The sequence below is a fragment of the Streptomyces sp. NPDC012474 genome (genome assembly GCF_042955185.1).
GTDB lineage: Bacteria > Actinomycetota > Actinomycetes > Streptomycetales > Streptomycetaceae > Streptomyces > Streptomyces cahuitamycinicus.
The window spans coordinates 141,975-160,534 of record NZ_JBIBEP010000013.1; the positions used below are offsets into that span (position 1 = coordinate 141,975).

The 18,560-nt window shown below is 71.4% G+C and carries 16 protein-coding genes and 1 pseudogene; 8 read left to right on the forward strand and 9 right to left on the reverse strand.

Annotated features, from left to right (window positions below; translation table 11 throughout):
• Positions 1–9 precede the first annotated feature (9 nt).
• Positions 10–837: a chaplin family protein gene (locus tag ACFY9S_RS26635; protein WP_391132621.1), complete on the forward strand. Its 828-nt coding sequence runs from the start codon at positions 10–12 to the stop codon at positions 835–837.
• 79 nt (positions 838–916) lie between these two features.
• Here ACFY9S_RS26635 and ACFY9S_RS26640 read toward each other — a convergent pair whose 3' ends face one another.
• Positions 917–1,105, reverse strand: a complete 189-nt coding sequence (locus tag ACFY9S_RS26640; protein WP_033311872.1) for a DUF5703 family protein — start codon at positions 1,103–1,105, stop codon at positions 917–919.
• 47 nt (positions 1,106–1,152) lie between these two features.
• Between ACFY9S_RS26640 and ACFY9S_RS26645 the strand changes: the two genes are divergently transcribed.
• The gene (locus ACFY9S_RS26645) at positions 1,153–1,851 is read left to right on the forward strand and encodes a hypothetical protein (RefSeq protein WP_391132623.1); all 699 of its coding nucleotides are present in this window, start codon (positions 1,153–1,155) and stop codon (positions 1,849–1,851) included.
• A 62-nt stretch (positions 1,852–1,913) separates the two neighbouring features.
• Here the strand turns inward: ACFY9S_RS26645 and ACFY9S_RS26650 are convergent, their stop codons facing one another.
• From ACFY9S_RS26650 to ACFY9S_RS26660, 3 genes and pseudogenes are all read right to left on the reverse strand, one after another.
• Positions 1,914–4,280: an ATP-binding domain-containing protein gene (locus ACFY9S_RS26650; protein WP_391132625.1), complete on the reverse strand. Its 2,367-nt coding sequence runs from the start codon at positions 4,278–4,280 to the stop codon at positions 1,914–1,916.
• A complete protein-coding gene (locus ACFY9S_RS26655) occupies positions 4,277–5,263 on the reverse strand; it encodes an aldo/keto reductase (RefSeq protein WP_102910098.1) in 987 nt (328 codons plus the stop codon). Before ACFY9S_RS26655 ends, ACFY9S_RS26650 begins: the two co-directional genes overlap by 4 nt.
• Before the next feature lie 112 nt (positions 5,264–5,375).
• A pseudogene (locus ACFY9S_RS26660) lies at positions 5,376–6,476 on the reverse strand (polysaccharide lyase family 1 protein); the annotation flags it as partial.
• A 209-nt stretch (positions 6,477–6,685) separates the two neighbouring features.
• Between ACFY9S_RS26660 and ACFY9S_RS26665 the strand changes: the two are divergent.
• Both ACFY9S_RS26665 and ACFY9S_RS26670 read left to right on the forward strand, forming a co-directional pair.
• Positions 6,686–7,741 (forward strand): LLM class F420-dependent oxidoreductase, encoded by a 1,056-nt coding sequence (locus ACFY9S_RS26665; protein ID WP_391132627.1) that lies wholly within the window; start codon positions 6,686–6,688, stop codon positions 7,739–7,741.
• A 252-nt stretch (positions 7,742–7,993) separates the two neighbouring features.
• A complete protein-coding gene (locus ACFY9S_RS26670; protein WP_391132629.1) occupies positions 7,994–8,782 on the forward strand; it encodes a ferritin-like domain-containing protein in 789 nt (262 codons plus the stop codon).
• Between the two features lie 10 nt (positions 8,783–8,792).
• On the opposite strand, the gene corA is transcribed toward ACFY9S_RS26670, so the two are convergent.
• Positions 8,793–9,788 (reverse strand): magnesium/cobalt transporter CorA, encoded by a 996-nt coding sequence (corA, locus tag ACFY9S_RS26675; RefSeq protein WP_391132630.1) that lies wholly within the window; start codon positions 9,786–9,788, stop codon positions 8,793–8,795.
• A gap of 61 nt (positions 9,789–9,849) precedes the next feature.
• Here corA and ACFY9S_RS26680 point away from each other — a divergent pair, with 61 nt between their 5' ends.
• The 4 genes from ACFY9S_RS26680 (at position 9,850) to mshC (ending at position 13,320) form a co-directional block, all read left to right on the forward strand.
• Positions 9,850–10,536, forward strand: a complete 687-nt coding sequence (locus ACFY9S_RS26680; RefSeq protein ID WP_391132632.1) for an MSMEG_4193 family putative phosphomutase — start codon at positions 9,850–9,852, stop codon at positions 10,534–10,536.
• Positions 10,537–10,614: 78 nt separating this feature from the next.
• A complete protein-coding gene (locus ACFY9S_RS26685; RefSeq protein ID WP_391132634.1) occupies positions 10,615–11,202 on the forward strand; it encodes a DUF3090 family protein in 588 nt (195 codons plus the stop codon).
• The gene (locus ACFY9S_RS26690; protein ID WP_391132635.1) at positions 11,166–11,996 is read left to right on the forward strand and encodes an SCO1664 family protein; all 831 of its coding nucleotides are present in this window, start codon (positions 11,166–11,168) and stop codon (positions 11,994–11,996) included. Before ACFY9S_RS26685 ends, ACFY9S_RS26690 begins: the two co-directional genes overlap by 37 nt.
• Positions 11,997–12,090: 94 nt before the next feature.
• Positions 12,091–13,320, forward strand: coding sequence for a cysteine--1-D-myo-inosityl 2-amino-2-deoxy-alpha-D-glucopyranoside ligase (mshC, locus tag ACFY9S_RS26695; protein ID WP_391132637.1), 1,230 nt, complete (start codon positions 12,091–12,093; stop codon positions 13,318–13,320).
• Positions 13,321–13,382: 62 nt separating this feature from the next.
• Here the strand turns inward: mshC and ACFY9S_RS26700 are convergent, their stop codons facing one another.
• From ACFY9S_RS26700 to glpK, 4 genes are all read right to left on the reverse strand, one after another.
• Entirely contained in the window at positions 13,383–14,366 is a 984-nt protein-coding gene (locus tag ACFY9S_RS26700) for a PAC2 family protein (protein ID WP_391132639.1), read from the reverse strand.
• 158 nt (positions 14,367–14,524) lie between these two features.
• Positions 14,525–15,196, reverse strand: coding sequence for an FCD domain-containing protein (locus ACFY9S_RS26705; protein ID WP_391132640.1), 672 nt, complete (start codon positions 15,194–15,196; stop codon positions 14,525–14,527).
• 127 nt (positions 15,197–15,323) lie between these two features.
• Complete coding sequence (locus tag ACFY9S_RS26710; RefSeq protein ID WP_102910722.1) at positions 15,324–16,940, reverse strand: glycerol-3-phosphate dehydrogenase/oxidase; 1,617 nt, start codon at positions 16,938–16,940, stop codon at positions 15,324–15,326.
• A gap of 8 nt (positions 16,941–16,948) precedes the next feature.
• Positions 16,949–18,487, reverse strand: a complete 1,539-nt coding sequence (gene glpK, locus ACFY9S_RS26715) for a glycerol kinase GlpK (RefSeq protein ID WP_391132643.1) — start codon at positions 18,485–18,487, stop codon at positions 16,949–16,951.
• Between the last annotated feature and the right edge of the window lie 73 nt (positions 18,488–18,560).

The following is an 18,560-nucleotide window of genomic DNA, read 5'->3' on the forward strand; positions in this document are numbered from 1 at the left end:
ATTCAGTAAATGCGACAGGTCACCCGCAAGGGTCTGATGACCGTGGCGGCCGCGACCGGCGTGATCGCCGCCGCGGGCGGCTCCGCTCACGCCGCCTCGGGCGCTCAGGGCTCGGCGTCGGGCTCGCCCGGCGTGCTGTCCGGGAACTCGGTGCAGGCGCCGGTCCACGCACCGGTCAACGTGTGCGGGAACACGGTCGACGTCGTCGGTCTGCTCAATCCGTCGGTGGGCAACTCGTGCGCCGACAAGGGCGGTGGATCGTCGGCGGGGGGATACGGCGAACACGGCGGCAAGGGCGGCTCCCACGCGGGCGGGCACGCCACCGACTCGCCCGGCGTCGGCTCGGGCAATCACGTCCAGGCGCCGGTCCACGTACCGGTGAACGTCTGCGGCAACAGCGTCGACGTCATCGGCGTCGGCAACCCCAGCACGGGCAACGACTGCTCCAACGGTGGCGGCGGACAGCACGGCACCCCGCCCGGCGGCCACGAGCCGGGCCAGCCGGGGAACCCCGGTGACCCGGGCGACCCGGGGACCCCCGGAAAACCGGGTGAACCCGGTCACCCCGGCACCCCTGGTGAGCCCGGGCAGCCTGGTCACCCCGGCGATCCCGGTCACCCCGGCGATCCGGGCACCACGCCCTCCACCGGTGGCGAGACCGCGGGCGGCTCCTCGCACGTCAACAACCCCGGCGCCCAGTTCGTCACCCAGCCCGAGGGCGAATCCCAGCTCGCCAGCACAGGCAGCGACCTGCCGCTCGGCCTCGCCCTCCCGGCCGGCGCGGGCGCGCTGCTCGCGGGAGCGATCCTCTACCGCAAGGCTCGCGCCTCCGCCTGACGCCCCCCACGAACGGAGCGGGCCCCGCCGATGCGGGGCCCGCTCCGTCATGCGTCTTCTTCCCGTGCTCCGTCCCAGCTCACCACGTGGCCCGCGCCTGGCGGATGATCCGCCGGCGCAACCGCACCCTGCGGCTGCCGTCGCGCAGCAGGCTCAGACGGTACAACTCCCAGTGTCCGTACTCCGCGTGGTCGGTCAGCAGACGTGCCGTTTCCTTGCGGGAAACCCCGCGAGGCACGTACACGTCGACAAATTCGTATTCCGGCATCGCATCTATTGTGCGGGCTGGGGCCAGGTACGGATAGCGTCTGCACTATGTCTGATGCTGCGCAGTCCACCGCTGCCGAGGTACGCGCCGCCGCCGAGGCGGTCAAGACCGCGCTCGACCGCCACCTGGCCGCGGTCGAACGCAGGTCGGGAGAGGACGACCCGGCGGTCTACGAGGCGTTCAACCAGCTCGCCGCGGCCGCAGAGGTGTACGACGAACTGCTCTACGACCGCTACGACGAGGTCACGCCCTTCGAGATCCCAGGTGCGGAGGACGCCCTGCCCCCGTACGCGGGCCCCGAGGAACCGAACGCGCTGAGCGTACTGATCCGCCGCGACTACGCCGTCGCCGAGCCCCAGCGCCTGCTGGCGCAGGCACAGCGGATCGAGGCGGCGGAGGGCGAGGACGGCACCCCCGCCTCCGGGACGGTGCACGGCGCGCTCGGGCTGCTCTTCGGCGAGTTCGAGCCCGACGAGATCGCCTCCCGGCACAAGGAGTTCGGGCTGGAGGAGGGCGACTCCACGCTCTGGGTGACGGCGGCGGACGAACCGGCCGAGCCCGGCGAGTGGCTGGAGGCACCGTTCGATCAGGTCGACCCGCAGCAGGTGGTCTGCCGCTTCGACGTCAGCGCCGTCTTCGACGACGAGATCGACGACGACGATGACGAGGAAACGGACGAGCTGGAGGACGAGCTCGCCGGCGACCCGGACGAGGACCTGGAGCCGCTGGACGCGGACCGCCGCTGAGCGCGCACGACGGCGACCCGGGGGTGGTGGTCATGGACCCGGGCCCATGACCACCACCCCCGTCACGTGCCGCTGATCTGCGGCGCGAGCAGCGCCGGCAGCCGTGTCGTCCGCGGCTTCGCCTGAACCTCTGCCACGGCCCGGGGAAGTGCCTGCTCCACGCCGTGCACCACGGACAGATGCCGGTCGGCCCGCCCGAACGCCGTGTACACCCACGGCCGGCTGAGAGCCTGCGCCGCATCGCCGGGCAGCACCACGACCACCGCGGGCCAGCGGCTTCCCACGGCCTGGTGCGCGGTCAGCGCCCACCCGTGCCGCACGGACTGCTCCACCCATTCCCTCGGTACGACGACGGCCTCGCCCTCGCACGACAGATGCAGCCCCTCGGCGTCCGCCGTCACCACACGGCCCGGCAGCGCACGCCCAGGGGCCGGGGAGTGGACGATCCGGTCACCGGGGTCGAAGCCGCCGAAGCGGCCCGGGCCCGGATTGAGCCGTTCCTTCAGCGCCGCGTTGAGCGCACGCGTCCCGACGGCCCCGCCGTGCCCGGGGGTGATCACCTGGGTCTTCTCGGCCGGTACCCCGATCGCGCGCGGCACCGAGTCCACGACGAGCTGCACCGTCCGGTGCACTGCCTCGGCCGCGTCCCGCACGGGCACGATCACGACCTCCTTGCCGGGGGCCTCGACCTGGTTCAGCTCGCCGACGCCGATGCCGGACACCAGCTCGCCCAGCGGCCCCGGATCCGGCCGCCGCGAGGCCACCTGGGGGCAGATCCGCGCCGCGAGCAGATCCGCGAACACCCGCCCCGGCCCCGCGGACCACAGCACCGCCGGATCGCCGGCCAGTACCAGCCGTGCCCCGTCCGGCAGCGACTCGGTCAGCAGAGCCGCCGTCTCGACATCCAGCTGGGGCGCGTCGAGCACGACCAGCAGATCCAGATCGAGGGCTCCGTCCGCGTCACGGCCGGGGCCTTCGAGGCCGGCGAGAAGCCCGGAGACGGTGGCGACGGGGGAGTCGGCGGGTGCCTCGCCGGCCTGTCCGGGGACGTCCGCCGTCTGGCCGGACCGTCGCAGCAGGGCCGCGAAACGGTTGCGGCCGATCGGGTTGTGCGTGGCCGCCCACGCCCGCAGGCCGAGAGAGCTGGCGGCGGTCAGCAGGGCCGCAGGCTCGGCCAGGGACGCCTCCCCGCCGGTGTGCAGCACCAGGCCCTGGCCGGCGACCGCGCGGATCAGCTCCGCCGCAGACCCCTGGGCCGCGGCGGCGGCCCGCTCCCAATCCTCGGCCGAACCATCCTGCTTGGGCGCCGAGTTGACCAGCCGGGCCAGCCCGTCGGCCAGGCTCTCCTCCGCCAGTGCGTACCGCTCCAGCCCGACCAGCACACGGACCGGACGCTCCGCGTCCTCCTCCGCGCCTTCCTCAGCCGCCGGGGCAGGGGTAGCGGCCTCGCCCTCCAGGGCGTCCTGGAAGACCAGGGCCTCACCCTCCGCGATCGCGCCCTGTACGGCGCTGTCGGGCTCCGGCACGCCCCGCTGGGAGAGGGCCGCGAGGAGTGCGGGCATCTCCAGTACGGTGTGCCCGGCCAGCGCCGCCTGCTCCAGGAGCCAGCCGGTGACGGCCCGGCCCCGCCGCTCGTCGTCCGGGCCGCACTCGGCGCCGAGCAGGGCCCGGGCGAAACCGTCGGCCTGCTCGGGCCGCACACCGGCGATCCGCAGCAACTGCCAGGGGTCGGCGCGCAGCTGGTCGTCCGCGCCCTCGCCGAGAACCGTGGCGCCCTGTGGCGCGAGCACCTCCGGGGCACCGCCCTCACCGAGCACCTGCCGCACGGCCCGGACCGCCTCCGGGGTGGGGCCGATCGGCGCGGAGACGGGCCCGGGCGCCACCGGCCGTGGTCGCCGCTCCGGCTCGGGGGCGGAGCGGGGGGCGGCGGGCGGCTCTTCGAACACCGTCGCTGCGGGCTTCTCTCCGCTTTCGACGGCCCGTACGGCCGCCAGCAGATCGGCGGCCTTGCCGCTCAGCTTGGTGCCGCTCGCGATCGGTGCCTTCTTCTCGGCCTTGCGCTGCTCGATGCGCTCCCGCTCGGCCTGCTGGGCACGCAACTCGGCCTCGGCCTCGGAAACCTGCGGGGTTCCGGTGTCACCGCCTTCGGCGTCGGCCCGGGCTCCCTCCCCCGAGGCCGCCCGCCCGGTGCCGGCTTCGGCGCTCTCCGCGTCGGCACCCTGCCCAGTGCCGGCGTCACCGCCTTGGGCCCCGGTCCTCTCCTCGGTTCCGGCGTCACCGCCCCCGGTGCCGGCCGTCTCCCCGGTGCCGGTCTCACCACCGCCGGTGCCGGTCTCACCACCTCCGGTACCGGGCCCACCTGCCGATGTGCTCTCGGTGCCCGGCGGCCCCGGCTCGGCGTCCTCCGTGGTCTCGGGCTCCGTGCTCACAGCGTGCTCCAGTCGTGATCGGGATAGCGGTGCACAGGCGCCGACACATCGTCGAGCGCCCGGCAGATCTCGTCAGGAAGACTAAGGGTCTCCACTGACAACGCCGCCGTGAGCTGCTGCGCGTTGCGCGCGCCGACGATCGGCGCGGCCACCCCGGGCCGGTCGCGGACCCACGCCAGGGCCACCTGGAGCGGCGTCACCGCGAGCCCGTCCGCCGCGGTCGCCACGGCGTCCACGATGCGGCTCGCCGTGTCGTCGAGGTACGGCGCGACGAACGGCGCGAGATGCTCCGAGGCGCCGCGCGAGTCCGGCGGCATCGTGTCGCCCCGGTACTTGCCCGTCAGCACCCCGCGCCCGAGCGGTGAGGACGGCAGCAGGCCTATGCCCAGTTCGAGCGCGGCCGGCAGCACCTCGCGCTCGACACCGCGCTGCAGCAGGGAGTACTCCAGCTGCGTACCGGCCAGCCGGGTCCGGGTTCCGGGCGCCGCCAGCTGCCAGGTCGCGGCGCCGGCCAGCTGCCAGCCGCAGAAGTTGGAGACGGCGGCATAGCGGGCCCGCCCGCTGGAGACCGCGAGGTCGAGCGCCTGGAGGGTCTCCTCCAGCGGGGTGGCCGGGTCGAACGCGTGCACATGCCACAGGTCGACGTAGTCGGTGCCGAGCCGGGAGAGCGAACCGTCCAGTGCGCCGAGCAGATGGCCCCGGGAGCCGTCGAAGCGGCGCTCGGGGTCCGGCACGCTGCCGGCCTTGGTCGAGACGATCAGGTCACGGCGCGGAACCAGGCCGTCCATGAGCCTGCCGAGCAGGTACTCGGCCTCGCCGTCGCCGTACACGTCCGCGGTGTCGACGAGGGTCCCGCCCGCTTCCCAGAACGTCTTCATCAGGTCCGCGGCGTCGTGCTCGTCGGTGTCCCGTCCCCAGGTCAGGGTGCCGAGCCCGATCCGGGACACACGAAGGCCGGTGCGGCCGAGATGCCTCTGCTCCATGAACGCCGAGATTACTGGCCAGAACCTACGGTGTGGGTGCCTGTGGACGACGGATTTACGGGAGCGGCCGGTCCGTTGCCCCGAGCCGGCCGCGGCCTGTCGTGCTAGGTCAGCACCTGCCGTCCGACACCTGAAGCCCCTTGTTCGCGCCCGCCGTCCGGCTCACGACGGCCGGCACGCAGCCTGCCTCGTCCAGAGTGTGGGAGTAGGGGATGGAGACCGTGGTGTTCGATTTCGGGTCGGGGCCGGCCGGACGGTTCTCGCTGCCCGGGGCGGACCAGGTGACGTTGTCGAAGATGTTGCCGCCGACCTGCCAGTAGCCGGCCGCGTCGGTGTAGAAGGTGCCCAGGACGTCCTTGGAGTCCTCGAAGTAGTTGTTGTCCACCTTGGCGCGGGCCCCGGCCCGGGAGTTGATGCCGGAGTCGTTGAGGCGCACGTAGTGGTTGTTGTAGAGGTGCGCGATGCCGCCGCGCAGCAGCGGGGCGCGGGAGTCGATGTTCTCGTACCGGTTGTGGTGGTAGGTGATGTAGCCGTTCGACCGGTCGCTCTCGCTGTTGCCGACCAGGCCGCCGCGGCCGGAGTTGCGCAGGACGCTGTAGGACAGGGTGACGTACTGGGTGTTGTCCTTGAGGTCGAACAGGCCGTCGAAGCCCTCCGACTCGCCGCCCGACGCCTCCAGGGTGGTGTGATCGATCCAGACGTTGCGAACATTGCGCTCGATGCCGATGGCGTCCCCGCCGTTGGACGTGGGGGAGCCCGACTTCTTGACGTTCCGGACGGTCACGTTCTGGACGATGATGTTCTTCGATTCGCGGATGTGGATGCCCAGTTGGTCGAAGAGGGCGCCGCTGCCGACTCCGACGAGGGTCACGTTGCTGACCTTCTTGAGCTCGATCACGCCGTCGGCGGTGTCGCAGCCGGCGCCGGAGACCTTCTTGGTGTTCGCGTGGTTGATGGTCCCGGTGACCTCGATGGTGATCGGGGTGCTGGTGCTCGCCCGGCCGCAGAGGGCCTGATGGATCGCCGTTCCCGTCGTCGCCCGGACCGTCCGGCCTCCGGCGCCGCCGGTGGTCCCGCCGTTCTGGGTCGCGTAGCCGGTGGCGCTGCCGGTCGCCGCCGAGGCCTCGGGCATCGACACGAGCGTGCCGGTCGCGGCAGCGAGGGCCATCGTGGCGAGGGCCGCGTGAAGCCTCAGGGGGAGTGCTCGCTTCATCCTTGCCTCTCCGTTCGTCTGCGGAAGACGGGTGATGGAAAGCGCTTTCCAGGTGAAGGTACGAACTTGCCGTGGACGCGTCAATGGGTCGCGTTCATGATTTCTGTTCACGCATCTAAACGGCAGGTGGGCTGTGGCCATGTACCGTGCCCCTGCCCCCGCGCTAAGGTCTCCGCAAGGCACGTTACTGATCAGTAAGGGGATTCGGCATGCAGCTCGGTATCAACCTCGGCTACTGGGGTGCCGGAATGGACGCGGACAATCTGGCCGTCGCCCAGGAGGCCGACCGCCTCGGATACGCCGTCTGCTGGGCCGCCGAGGCCTACGGCTCCGACGCCGCCACCGTACTGAGCTGGGTCGCCGCCCAGACCGAGCGCATCGACGTCGGCTCCGCCATCTTCCAGATCCCGGCCCGTCAGCCCGCGATGACGGCCATGACCGCAGCCACCCTCGACTCCCTCTCCGGCGGACGCTTCCGCCTCGGCCTCGGCGTCTCCGGTCCCCAGGTCTCCGAGGGGTGGTACGGCGTCAAGTTCGACAAGCCGCTGGCACGCACGCGTGAGTACGTCGAGATCGTCCGCAAGGCCATGACGCGCGAGCGCCTGTCGTACGAGGGTCGGCACTGGACGCTGCCCCTGCCCGACGGCCCGGGCAAGCCGATCAAGCTGACCGTGCACCCGCAGCGCGAGTACATCCCGCTGTACATCGCCGCGATCGGCCCGAAGAACCTCGAACAGACCGGCGAGATCGCCGACGGCGCCCTGCTGATCTTCCCGTCCGCCGAGCACCTCGAGGACACCACGATCACCTACCTGCGCGCCGGGCGCGAGAAGGCCGGAAAGACCCTCGACGGGTTCGACGTCTGCCCGACCCTGCCGCTCGCCGTCGGCGACGACAAGGACGTGGCCACGCTCGCCGACACCTTCCGCCCCTACACCGCGCTGTACGTCGGCGGCATGGGCAGCCCCAAGCAGAACTTCTACAACCAGCTCGCCCAGCGCATGGGCTACGAGCGGGAAGCCGCCGAGATCCAGGGCAAGTACCTGTCCGGCGACAAGCAGGGCGCCGCGGCCGCCGTGCCGCACGACCTGATCGACAAGACGACCCTGCTCGGTTCCGTCGACCGGATCGCGGACCGGATGAAGGCCTATGCCGCGGCCGGGGTCACCACCCTGTCCCTCGCCCCGGCGGGCTTCACGCTCGACGAGCGGCTCGCGTCCCTGAGGGCCGGCACGGAGGCCCTGGAGCGGGCCGGACTCGCATAAAGTTTCAGCGGCCGTGGTGGGGGCTCGGGGGTCTTCCCCGCCACGGCCGTCACGCGGAACAACGCGCCGGCCCGCCGTCGGTTACGGCACAGCGCCCCCGCCGGGCCCGGCCCGCCTCCCTCCGGTGTCCTCCATTCGGCGGAGTTGTCCCTCACACCTGTTGCAGTGCTCTTCACCCCGCACTTGACTCGTTCTTCGCGGAAACCTGCGGAATGCCGCAGAACGTCCACGCGCGCGGGAGAGGTGCCCACGATGCTTTCGGCCAAGAGCCTGTTCCAGGAGATCCTCGACAACGACGAGTCCTTCGCCCTGTTCTGCTCCGTCGCCGCGAGCGGCGAGACTCAGGGCGGCTGGGAGAACGCCCGCATCGCAGCACTCGTGCCCGAGGCCGAGCGTGAACTCGCGCCCAAGATCAGCCGGCACGGCGCCGACGAGGACAAGCACGGCCGGATCTTCAACGCCCTGATGAAGAAGCGGGGCCTCGACCCCGTCCCGGTCCCGCCGGAGACCGACTACACCATGCTCCTGGAGAAGAACGGCATCGGACTCGCCCACGCCCGGCTGAACCGCGACGAGCGGCTCACGCTCCAGGACATCGTCACCTACCTCTCGCACAGCAGGGTCACCGAGCAGCGCGCCTCCGAGCAGATGGACCTGCTCCGCAAGCACTTCGCCGCCCATCCCGGCATCGGCCGCGCGGTCAAGCAGATCTCCAACGACGAGGACAACCACCTCGCCTACTGCCACGAGGAACTGCTGCGCTTCGCCCACGCGGGCCACGGCCGGGCCATCCAGCGCACTCTGCGCGAGTGCGCGCTCGCCGAGATCCGGATCTACCGGGACGTCAGCCTCGCCGTGATGGCGCACATGGGCCGCATCCTCGGCTGGTCAAAGGCCAGGTCGGCGGTGCTCGTGGCGGGCATCCACGCGGTGTACGCCTATGAACGCATGGGCGGCTGGCGCCGGATGGTGTCGCTGACGACGCCCGAGCGCCGCAACGCCCTCGGCGGCCCCGCCTCCGCGGAACCCGAGTTCGCCTGAGCCGGCCCGGTCACAACCACCCGCGGCGCTTGAACAGCCGGAAGACCATCACCTCCAGGACCGCCATCAGAACGAGCAGTGCCGGATACGACCAGATCCAGCGCAGCTCGGGCATGTGCTCGAAGTTCATGCCGTAGATCCCCGCCAGCATCGTGGGGATCGCGGCCATGGCCGCCCACGCGGAGATCTTGCGCATGTCGTCGTTCTGCCGGACGCTCATCTGCGCCAGATGTGCCGAGAGGATGTCCGACACCAGCCGGTCCAGGTTCTCCACGGACTCGTTCACGCGCGTGAGGTGGTCGTTGACGTCGCGGAAGAACGGCCGGGCCCGGTCGTCCACGAACGGCACGGCCACGCCGGACGACGCCGTGCCCGCCAGCCGGCTCATCGGCGGGGCCAGCGGCCCGGTCGCCCGGCGGAACTCCAGGACCTGCCGCTTGAAGTCGTAGATCCGGGACGCCGTGTTCCGGGATCCCCCGCCGTCCGGCGAGAACACCTCCGCCTCCAGCTCCTCCAGGTCGGTCTGCAACTCGGTCGCCACGTCCAGGTAGTGGTCGACGGCGGCGTCGGCGACGGCGTACAGCACAGCCGTGGGGCCTTTGCCGAGCAGGTCCGGCTCATGCTCCAGCCGGTGCCGCACGGCCTTGAGCGGGGCGCCCTCGCCATGCCGGACGGTCACCACGAACGAGTCGCCCAGGAAGATCATGATCTCGCCGGAGGAGACGGTGTCGCTCTGCGGCTCGTACGCCACCGGCTTCAGCACCACGAAGAGCGAGTCGTCGTACACCTCCAGCTTGGGCCGCTGGTGGGCCTTGAGGGCGTCCTCGACGGCCAGCGGGTGCAGCCCGAACTCCCGGGTCACGTGGTCGAACTCGCTCTCCGTCGGCTCGTGCAGCCCGATCCACACGAACCCGCCCGCCGTGCGGGCCTCACCCAGGGCGTCGGAGAGGTCCTCGGGCCCTTCCGTCCGCTGTCCCTCGCGGTAGATGGCACAGTCGACGATCACGAAGCGAGTCTCCCGTCACTCGAACGACACCGCACGCGCGCGTGCGCCTACGCTGGACCGCATGCCCACGCTCATCCTGGTCAGGCACGGACGATCCACCGCCAACACCGAGGGACTGCTCGCCGGCTGGACGCCCGGTGTCGCCCTCGACGAGCGAGGCGCCGCACAGGCCGCCGCGCTCCCCGGCCGGCTGGCCGAACTGCCCCTCGCCGAAATCGTCACCAGTCCGCTCCAGCGCTGCCGGGAAACGATCCGGCCGCTGCTCGACGCCCGGCCGGAACTGAGCCCGCACACCGACGAGCGCATCGGCGAGTGCCACTACGGCGACTGGTCCGGACGCAAGCTCGCCGAGCTCACGGACGAGCCCCTCATGGAGGTCGTACAGGCGCACCCCTCCGCCGCGGCGTTCCCCGGAGGGGAGTCCATGCGCGCCATGCAGACGCGCGCCGCCGAGGCCGTACGCGAATGGAACGCGCGCGTGGAGCGCGACCACGGCGCCGACGCCGTCTACCTCATGTGCTCGCACGGCGACATCATCAAGTCGCTCGTCGCGGACGCACTCGGACTTCACCTGGACCTCTTCCAGCGGATCTCCGTCGAACCGTGTTCCATCACCGCGATCCGCTACACACGACTGCGGCCGTTTCTCGTCCGGCTCGGTGACACCGGCGACTTCACGTCCCTCGTGCCGCGCGCGGAACCCCCGGCCGGAGAGGCCGAAGTCGGGGGCGGTGCGGGCGCACCGTGATCGTTCGCCGCAGTAGGGTGAAGCGGTCGCAGCAGTGCCGTGGTCACACGGCTCCCACGATTCCAATGGAGACAGGACGTGTCCCGTCAGGTGTTCCTCTACGACGATCCGGAGCGTTTCGTGGCCGGTACGGTCGGACTGCCCGGACGCCGTTCGTTCTTCCTCCAGGCCACCGAGGGCTCCCGGGTGACCAGTGTGGCCCTGGAGAAGACCCAGGTCGCCGCCCTCGCCGAGCGCATGGACGAACTGCTCGACGAGGTCGTACGCCGTAGCGGCGGCAGCGCCCACGTCCCGGCCGTCGCGCCGTCGGACACCGACACCGCCCCGCTGGACACCCCCATCGAGGAGGAGTTCCGGGTCGGCACCATGGCGCTCGCCTGGGACGGCGACGAGCAGCTCATGATCGTCGAAGCGCAGGCGCTCGTGGAGCTCGACGCGGAATCCGAGGAGGACCTCGCCGAGGCCGAGGAGCGGCTGCTCCAGGACGAGGAGAACGGGCCCCCGATGCTGCGGGTCCGCCTCACCGGCGCACAGGCCAGGGCCTTCGCCAAGCGCGCTCTCGACGTCGTCAACGCCGGGCGGCCACCGTGCCCCCTGTGCAGCCTCCCGCTCGACCCGGAAGGACACGTATGTCCGCGCCAGAACGGATACCGCCGCGGAGCGTGACACCTCCTGAGAACGCCGCCGAGCTGCTCGCCCGGGGCGAACTGACCGTGCGCGGACGCATTCGTGAGGCCTCCAACGCGGCCCTGTACTGCACGGTTTCCCACGACGGCCGGGAAGCGGCCTGCATCTACAAGCCGGTCGCGGGGGAGCGGCCCCTGTGGGACTTCCCCGACGGGACACTGGCCCAGCGCGAGGTCGCCGCGTACGAGGTCTCCGAGGCGACCGGCTGGGGCCTCGTGCCGCCCACCGTGCTGCGCGACGGCCCCTACGGCGAGGGCATGTGCCAGCTGTGGGTCGAGGTGACGCCCGGGGCGGAACTGCTCGCCCTGGTCGACGGCGAGGAACCCGAGCCGGGCTGGAAGGCGATCGGCTTCGCCGAGGTCGGCGAGGGGCGCACCGCGCTGCTCGTGCACGCCGACGACGAACGGCTGCGGCGACTCTCGGTCCTGGACGCGGTCATCAACAACGCCGACCGCAAGGGCGGTCACCTGCTGCCCACCGGTGAGGGACGGCTGTACGGCATCGACCACGGCGTCACGTTCAACGCCGAGAACAAGCTGCGCACCCTGCTGTGGGGGTGGGCGGGGGAGTCCCTCCCCCCGGAGGCCGCCGGCGTCCTCGAAGGCCTCAGGAAGGGCCTGGCCGAGGGCGGGACGCTCACCGCGCGGCTGGAACCGCTGATCACCGCAGCCGAGATCGACGCCACCCGTGCCCGCGTCGGCGCCCTGCTCGCCTCGGGAACCCACCCCGAGCCGAGCGGTGAGTGGCCGGCGATTCCCTGGCCACCCGTGTAGCGGCACAGTCGCCGGATCACCGCAAGAGCGCCTTCTCGGCCGTGTGGCCCGCTCCCATTCGTATATGGAACTTCAGTCCGGTTAGGCTCAGGGCATGCATGCCTGGCCCGCTTCCGAGGTCCCCGCCCTGCCTGGTCAGGGCCGCGACCTGAGGATCCACGACACCGCGACCGGTGGTCTCGTCACCCTCGCCCCCGGTCCCGTCGCCCGTATCTACGTCTGTGGCATCACCCCGTACGACGCCACGCACCTGGGACACGCGGCGACCTACAACGCGTTCGACCTCGTGCAGCGCGTGTGGCTCGACACCAAGCGGCAGGTTCACTACGTCCAGAACGTCACGGACGTCGACGATCCCCTCCTGGAGCGGGCGCAGCGCGACGGCATCGACTGGGCCGCGCTCGCCGAGAGGGAGACGGCCCTCTTCCGCGAGGACATGACGGCGCTGCGGATGCTGCCGCCGCGGCAGTACATAGGCGCCGTCGAGGCCATACCCGGGATCGTCCCGCTCGTCGAGCGGCTCCGGGACGCCGGCGCGGCCTACGAACTGGACGGGGACGTGTACTTCTCCGTCGAGTCCGACCCGCACTTCGGCAAGGTCTCGAACCTCGACGCGGCGGCGATGCGGCTGCTGTCCGCCGAGCGCGGCGGCGACCCGGACCGGCCGGGCAAGAAGAACCCCCTCGACCCGATGCTGTGGATGGCGGCCCGTCAGGGCGAGCCCAGCTGGGACGGCGGATCGCTCGGGCGCGGACGTCCCGGCTGGCACATCGAGTGCGTGGCCATCGCCCTCGACCACATCGGCATGGGCTTCGACATCCAGGGCGGCGGCTCCGACCTGGCCTTCCCGCACCACGAGATGGGCGCCTCGCACGCCCAGGCCCTCACCGGCGAGTTCCCCATGGCCAAGGCCTACGTGCACGCGGGCATGGTGGCCCTGGACGGCGAGAAGATGTCCAAGTCCAAGGGCAACCTGGTCTTCGTCTCCAAGCTCCGGCACGACGGCGTCGACCCGGCCGCGATCCGGCTCACGCTCCTCGCCCACCACTACCGCGCCGACTGGGAGTACACCGACCAGGCCCTCCAGGACGCGGCCGCACGGCTCGGCCGCTGGCGGGCCGCCGTGTCCCGGCCCGACGGGCCGCCGGCGGAGGCGCTCGTCGACGAGATCCGCGAGGCCCTCGCCGACGACCTGGACTCCCCGGCCGCGCTCACCGCCGTCGACCGCTGGGTCGCCCTGCAGGAGCAGAGCGGCGGCACGGACATCGGCGCCCCCGGGGTGGTCTCCCGGGCGGTGGACGCGCTGCTGGGCGTGGCGCTCTAGCGCAAAGCGATGCCAGAAGGGGCGTCTCCCAGCCGGGAGACGCCCCTTCTGGCGTGTGCCCCTCAGTCCTCCGAGGACTCGTCGTCCTCCGTGCCCGGCTTCGGCGGTTTCGGCGGGCGGGTGCGGCCGCTGGGGTTGTCCCGCAGGTACGACGTGCTGTCGCTGCCGTCCGCCGTGGCGTGACCGCCGGCCGCGGGCGGTCCGCCGCCGTCGTGGCGCCGCAGATAGCGCTCGAACTCCCGGGCGATCGCGTCGCCGGACGCCTCCGGCAGCTCGGCGGTGTCCCGGGCCTCCTCCAGCGACTGGACGTACTCGGCGACCTCGCTGTCCTCGGCGGCCAGCTGGTCCACGCCGACCTGCCAGGCGCGCGCGTCCTCGGGCAGCTCGCCCAGCGGGATGCGCACGTCGATCAGGTCCTCGAGGCGGTTCAGCAGGGCCAGGGTGGCCTTCGGGTTCGGCGGCTGCGACACGTAGTGCGGCACCGCCGCCCACAGCGAGACGGCCGGGACACCCGCGTGCGTGCACGCCTCCTGGAGGACGCCGACGATGCCCGTGGGGCCCTCGTACTTGGTCTCCTCCAGGTCCATGCGGCGGGCCAGGTCGGGGTCGGACGTCGTGCCGCTGATCGGAACCGGACGGGTGTGCGGGGTGTCGCCGAGCAGGGCGCCCAGGACGACCACCAGTTCCACCCCCAGCTCGTGCGCGAAGCCCAGCAGTTCGTTGCAGAACGAGCGCCACCGCATGGACGGTTCGATGCCCCGGACGAGGACCAGGTCACGCGGCTTCTCGCCGCCGACCCGCACCACGGACAGCCTGGTCGTGGGCCAGGTGATCTTGCGGACGCCCGCTTCCATGAACACCGTGGGGCGGTTGACCTGGAAGTCGTAGTAGTCCTCGGCGTCCAGCGCCGCGAACACCTCGCCCTTCCATTCCCTGTCCAGATGCGCGACCGCGGTGGAGGCGGCGTCGCCGGCGTCGTTCCAGCCCTCGAACGCGGCCACCATGACCGGGTCGACCAGCTCGGGAACCCCCTCGAGCTCGATCACCCAGCGCCTCCTTCCGACGTGCCCTCGCTTGACCACCCAACCTTACGGCGTGCCGCGGGGGCGCCCGCAGCCCCCTCGCAGGGGGAGTGCCCCCATCACTGCCCCGCGATCCGCCCCTGAACACCCCGGATTCATCCGAGCAGTCCGTGAGGCCCTGGTCACAGCGTGGAGCGCAGCCACTGCTCGACACTCGCGATGTGGACGGTCGCCCACGAGCGTGCCGCCTCGGCGTCCCGGTCGCGCAGGGCGGCGAGGATCGCCCGGTGCTCGCGCAGGGTGCCGGCGACGGCGTCCTCCTGGGTGAGGCCGCGCCAGATGCGGGCCCGGGTGGTGGGGCCCGACAGGCCGTCGAGCAGCGAGCACAGCACGGAGTTGCCGGAGCTGTGCACGATGCCCCGGTGGAACTCCAGGTCGCCGGCGACGAGATCCTCCACGGACGGGGACTCGCCGAGCTTGTCCAGCCGGGCCGTCAACGCGTCCAACTGCTGCTCGCTGATCCGCAGCGCCGCCATCGCGGTCGCGGCCGGTTCCAGGATGCGGCGCACGGCGAGGAACTCCAGGACCGTGTCGTCGCGGTGGAAGTCGACGACGAAGCTCAGCGCCTCGAGGAGGAGTTGCGGGTCGAGGCTGGTGACGTACGTGCCGTCGCCCTGCCGTACGTCCAGGATCCTGATCAGCGACAGGGCACGCACCGCCTCCCGCAGGGAGTTGCGCGACAGTCCGAGGTCGCCGGCGAGTTCACTCTCCTTCGGCAGCCGGTCGCCCGGGCGCAGAGCGCCGGAGACGATCATTCCCTTGATCTTCTCGATCGCCTCGTCGGTGACTGCCATGGCCGGCCTCCCAGTGCGCCTCAAAACCTCCGACGTATCAGGTCATTATGGGGGTGGAGGAACGCGGAAGAGGCGGCTCCGTCGGCGTGGAGCCGCCCCGTCCGGGATGGGTCCCCCGTACCCGGGTCTACTTCTTGTCGAGCATGTCCTGCACCTTGGCGCGGACGTCGTCCGTGGCGAGGCCGCGGATCGTCAGCGTCGTACGCCGGCGCAGCACGTCGTCCTGCGTCTCGGCCCACTCGTGGTCCCGGGCCCAGACGACCTGCGCCCAGATCTCCGGGGCGTCGGGGTGGACGCGCTCGGCGAGCTCGGGGCTCTCGTTGGCCAGCCGGGCGATGTCGAAGGCCAGCGAGCCGTAGTGCGTCGCCAGGTGCCTGGCGGTGTCGGCCGCCATGCGCGGGCCGGGCGCCGGCCGGTCGGTGAGCAGCCGGTGGGCGACCGCCCGCGGGTTGGCGATGCCTGGCAGCGGCAGCCTCTTCGGCAGCGCGCTGATCGGCTCGAAGTCGTCGCCCAGCGGATGGCCCGGCAGCGCCTCCAGCTTCTTCATGATCGTCCGGCCGATGTGGCGGAAGGTCGTCCACTTGCCGCCCGCGACGGACAGCATGCCGCCCCGCCCCTCGGTCACCACCGTCTCGCGCTTGGCCTTGGACGTGTCGCCGGGACCGCCCGGCAGCACCCGCAGGCCCGCGAAGGCGTAGGTGATGAGGTCGCGGTCCAGCTGCTGGTCGCGGACCGAGAAGGCGGCCTCGTCGAGGATCTGGGATATGTCCTGTTCGGTGACCGAGACGTCCGCCGGGTCGCCCTCGAACTCCTCGTCGGTGGTGCCGAGCAGCAGCATGTCCTCCCACGGGAGGGCGAAGGTGATGCGGTACTTGTCGATCGGGGTCGCGAGCGCCGCCTTCCAGGGGGAGGTGCGCTTGAGGACCAGGTGCGCGCCCTTGGACAGGCGGATGGAGGGCGCCGCGTTCGGGTTCTCCATCTTGCGCAGGTGGTCGACCCAGGGGCCGGTCGCGTTCAGCACGAGCCGGGCGCTGACGCCGAACTCGTCGCCGGACAGACGGTCCTTCAGCTCGGCGCCGGTGACACGGCCCTGAGTGAAGCGAAGGCCCGTCACCTCGGCGTGGTTGAGGACGACCGCGCCCGCCTCGACGGCCCCGCGGACCGTCATCAGCGCCATGCGGGCGTCGTTCATCTGGTCGTCGCCGTAGACGGCCACGGCCTTGAGGTTCTCGGTGCGCAGCTCGGGCACGTCCTGCGCGGCCTTGGCCGGCGACAGCAGATGTCCGACGCCGTCACCGAAGGCCGACAGCGCGGAGTAGGCGAAGACGCCCGCGCCGAGCTTCGCCGCGCCGTGCGGCCCGCCCTTGTACACGGGGAGGTAGAACGTGAGCGGGTTCGCCAGGTGGGGGGCCACCTGGCGGGAGACCGCACGGCGCTCGAAGTGGTTCTCCGCCACCAGCTTCACCGCGCCGGTCTGCAGGTAGCGCAGACCGCCGTGGAGCAGCTTGGAGGAGGCGGAGGACGTGGCGCCGGCGAAGTCGCCGGCGTCCACCAGGGCCACCCTGAGGCCGGACTGCGCGGCGTGCCAGGCGGTGGAGATGCCCAGGATGCCGCCGCCGATCACAAGAAGGTCGTACGACGCCTTGGAGAGCTGCTCCCTGGTCTCGGCTCGGCTCGGGTTCGAGCCGGAGGCCGGGTGCGTCCCCAGGGCAGGCACGGACTGCAGGGTGGACTTGGTGGTCATGCTGTTTCTTACTCCTCGTCCTCGAGCCAGCCCATGGTCCGCTCGACGGCCTTGAGCCAGCTCTTGTACTCACGGGCGCGGGTCTCCGCGTCCATGCGGGGGGTCCACTCGGCGGCCCGCCGCCAGTTGGCGCGCAGGTCGTCGGTGCTGTTCCAGAAGCCGACGGCGAGACCGGCGGCGTAGGCGGCGCCGAGGCAGGTGGTCTCGGCGACCATCGGGCGCACCACGGGGGCGTCCACGAAGTCGGCGAGGGTCTGCATCAGCAGGTTGTTGGAGGTCATGCCGCCGTCGACCTTCAGGGCCGCCAGCTCCACGCCGGAGTCCTTGGTCATGGCGTCGGCGATCTCGCGCGTCTGCCAGGCGGTGGCCTCCAGGACGGCGCGCGCGAGGTGGGCCTTGGTGACGTACCGGGTGAGGCCGGCGATCACACCGCGGGCGTCGGAGCGCCAGTACGGGGCGAACAGGCCGGAGAAGGCCGGCACGAAGTAGGCGCCGCCGTTGTCCTCGACCGACAGGGCGAGGGTCTCGATCTCGGCGGCCGTGGAGATCAGGCCCATCTGGTCGCGCATCCACTGCACCAGCGAACCGGTGACGGCGATCGAGCCCTCCAGGGCGTAGACCGTCTTCTGGTCGCCGATCTTGTAGCCGACCGTGGTGAGCAGGCCGCTGTAGGAGTTGATGATCTTGTCACCGGTGTTCATCACCATGAAGGTGCCGGTGCCGTAGGTCGACTTGGTCTCGCCCTCGGCGAAACAGGTCTGGCCGAACAGGGCCGCCTGCTGGTCGCCGAGCGCGGAGGCGACCGGGATGCCGCCGAGCAGGTCGCCCAGCTTTCCGCCGGTGATCTCGCCGTAGACCTCGGCGGAGGAGCGGATCTCGGGGAGGATCTGCTTCGGGACACCGATGGACTCGCAGATCTTGTCGTCCCACTGCATGGTGTGCAGGTTCATGAGCATCGTGCGCGAGGCGTTGGTGACGTCGGTGACGTGCTTGCCGCCGTCGGTGCCGCCGGTCAGGTTCCAGATGACCCAGCTGTCCATGGTGCCGAAGAGGATGTCGCCCGCCTCGGCGCGCTCCTTCAGGCCGTCGACGTTGTCGAGCAGCCAGCGGGCCTTCGGGCCGGCGAAGTAGGAGGCCAGCGGCAGGCCGGTCTCGCGGCGGAAGCGGTCCTGGCCGACGTTGCGGCCGAGTTCGCGGCAGAGGGCGTCGGTGCGGGTGTCCTGCCAGACGATGGCGTTGTGGACGGGCTCACCGGTGTTCTTGTCCCACAGCACGGTCGTCTCGCGCTGGTTGGTGATGCCGATGGCCTTGATGTCGTCACGGGTGATGCCGGCCTTGGCGATGGCTCCGGCGACGACCTCCTGGACGTTGGTCCAGATCTCGGTGGCGTTGTGCTCGACCCAGCCCGGCTTCGGGAAGATCTGCTCGTGCTCCTTCTGGTCGACGGAGACGATCCGGCCGTCCCGGTCGAACACGATGCAGCGGCTGGAGGTGGTGCCCTGGTCGATGGCGGCGATGAAGGGGCCGGCGGTGTGCGCGTCGGTCACTGTGTGCTCCTGATAATTCCGGGTTTATGGGGCTTTACGTACGGCGCGTGCTGGAAGTTTCCCGGCAGAGCGG

Coding starts and splice junctions, on each gene's coding strand:
- ACFY9S_RS26635 (WP_391132621.1), top strand. CDS start 10: ATGCGACAGGTCACCCGCAAGGGTCTGATGACCGTGGCGGCCGCGACC.
- ACFY9S_RS26640 (WP_033311872.1), bottom strand. CDS start 1,105: ATGCCGGAATACGAATTTGTCGACGTGTACGTGCCTCGCGGGGTTTCC.
- ACFY9S_RS26645 (WP_391132623.1), top strand. CDS start 1,153: ATGTCTGATGCTGCGCAGTCCACCGCTGCCGAGGTACGCGCCGCCGCC.
- ACFY9S_RS26655 (WP_102910098.1), bottom strand. CDS start 5,263: ATGGAGCAGAGGCATCTCGGCCGCACCGGCCTTCGTGTGTCCCGGATC.
- ACFY9S_RS26665 (WP_391132627.1), top strand. CDS start 6,686: ATGCAGCTCGGTATCAACCTCGGCTACTGGGGTGCCGGAATGGACGCG.
- ACFY9S_RS26670 (WP_391132629.1), top strand. CDS start 7,994: ATGCTTTCGGCCAAGAGCCTGTTCCAGGAGATCCTCGACAACGACGAG.
- ACFY9S_RS26680 (WP_391132632.1), top strand. CDS start 9,850: ATGCCCACGCTCATCCTGGTCAGGCACGGACGATCCACCGCCAACACC.
- ACFY9S_RS26690 (WP_391132635.1), top strand. CDS start 11,166: ATGTCCGCGCCAGAACGGATACCGCCGCGGAGCGTGACACCTCCTGAG.
- mshC (WP_391132637.1), top strand. CDS start 12,091: ATGCATGCCTGGCCCGCTTCCGAGGTCCCCGCCCTGCCTGGTCAGGGC.
- ACFY9S_RS26705 (WP_391132640.1), bottom strand. CDS start 15,196: ATGGCAGTCACCGACGAGGCGATCGAGAAGATCAAGGGAATGATCGTC.
- ACFY9S_RS26710 (WP_102910722.1), bottom strand. CDS start 16,940: ATGACCACCAAGTCCACCCTGCAGTCCGTGCCTGCCCTGGGGACGCAC.